This window comes from Streptomyces sp. NPDC025793, from assembly GCF_055558375.1.
In genome coordinates, this window is sequence record NZ_JBVHMR010000140.1 from 1 (window position 1) to 1,788 (window position 1,788).

Here is a 1,788-nt window from a genome sequence, read left to right on the forward strand (position 1 = left end):
GGAGGGTGGGGGTGGTTCGGTGGTGGTGGCTGATGTGGAGTGGGGGCGTTTCGTTCCGGCGTTCACGAGTCGTCGTCCCAGCCCCCTGCTCGCCGACCTCACCGGCTCCACTGGTACCGAGGCCGTCGAGGAGAAGACGACCGAAGACGCCCGCGCCGTCCTGACCGCCCGCTTGGCACAGCGACCCGAGAAGGAGCGGCTGCGCGCGTTGCGGGAACTGGTCCGCGAGCGGGCGGGTGTGGTGCTCGGTCGCTCCTCAGGCTCCGCCCTGGACCTCAACCGCCCCTTCAAGGACGTGGGTTTCGACTCCCTCACCGCTGTCGAACTGCGAAACCAGATCCATGCCGAGACCGGACTACGGCTGCCGTCGACCCTCGTCTTCGACCACCCGACCCCACGTCACCTCGCCGATCACCTCCATGGCGAGCTGTTCGGTCAGTCGCCGGTCAGGGAGACGGGGCCCGGCACGGGTCTGCGGGCGGCGGGGAGCGACGAAGAGACATTCCGCAGTGCGCTGGCCGCGATTCCCTTCTCCCGTTGGGAGGAGAGCGGCCTGCTGACAGCTGTGCTGTCCCTGGCGGACAGCGGCACGCTCGATCAGTCGCAGAACGCGGACGAACCCGCACCCGGCGCGATCGAGGCCATGGACGTCGACGCACTCGTTCAACTGGCCTTGGGCGACTCCGCATCCTGAAACACCGTCCCGCCGCCCCACCGCCACGACCTCCCGTCCGCCCGCGAACGGGCCATGAACCAGTGGAGTTTGAGCATGCCCACCTCCGAAGAGCGCGTGGTCGCCGCCCTGCGTGCCTCCCTGACCGAGAACGAGCGTCTGCGTCAGCGCAACGACGAACTCAGCCGGGCAGCGACCGAACCGATCGCCATCATCGGCATGGCCTGCCGCTACCCCGGTGACGTCACCGATCCGGAACAACTGTGGGACCTGGTCGCGGCCGGCGTCGACGCCATCACGCCGTTCCCCGCGGACCGTGGCTGGGACACGGCCGGTGACGCCTCCCCGGGCACTACGGGACAGGGTGGATTCGTCACCACGGCCACCGATTTCGACGCGGCCTTCTTCGGAGTGTCACCCCGCGAGGCCGTGGCGATGGACCCGCAGCAGCGCCTCATTCTGGAGACGTCCTGGGAGGCGCTGGAGCGCGCGGGCCTCGAACCCACCACCGTGCGCGGCAGCCGCACCGGTGTCTTCGTCGGATGCAGCAACCAGAACTACGGCGCCGTGTCAGGAGACGACACACCCGAGGGCATCGCGGGACACTTGCTGACCGGCAACGCCGCGAGCGTCGTCTCGGGCCGGGTGTCGTACGTCCTGGGTCTGGAGGGTCCGGCGGTCACGGTCGACACGGCCTGCTCCTCCTCCCTGGTGGCCCTGCACCTGGCCGCCCAGGCACTGCGCGCGGGCGAATGCGACCTCGCCCTCGCCGGCGGCGTCACCGTGATGTCCACCCCCGACGTCTTCGCTGAGTTCGGTCGTCAGGGTGGTCTGGCGGGTGATGGTCGGTGCAAGGCGTTCGCGGAGGGGGCGGATGGTACCGGCTGGGGTGAGGGTGTGGGTGTGCTGCTGGTGGAGCGGCTGTCGGACGCCGTGGCGCGCGGGCATCGTGTGTTGGCGGTGGTGCGGGGTTCGGCGGTGAATCAGGATGGTGCGTCGAACGGTCTGACGGCTCCGAACGGTCCGTCGCAGCAGCGGGTGATCCGTGCCGCGCTTGGGGCGGCTGGTGTGTCGGCGGCTGAGGTGGATGTGGTGGAGGCGCATGGTACGGGGAC

At 69.7% G+C, this 1,788-nt stretch carries 2 protein-coding genes; both read left to right on the forward strand.

The genetic code is table 11. The features are described 5' to 3' along the window. A partial coding sequence (locus tag ACZ4MF_RS48910) for an acyl carrier protein (protein ID WP_467500920.1) occupies positions 1-694 on the forward strand: 694 nt, incomplete at its 5' end. A gap of 75 nt (positions 695-769) precedes the next feature. Next, on the forward strand, positions 770-1,788 hold a 1,019-nt coding region (locus tag ACZ4MF_RS48915; RefSeq protein ID WP_467500922.1), incomplete at its 3' end, for a beta-ketoacyl synthase N-terminal-like domain-containing protein.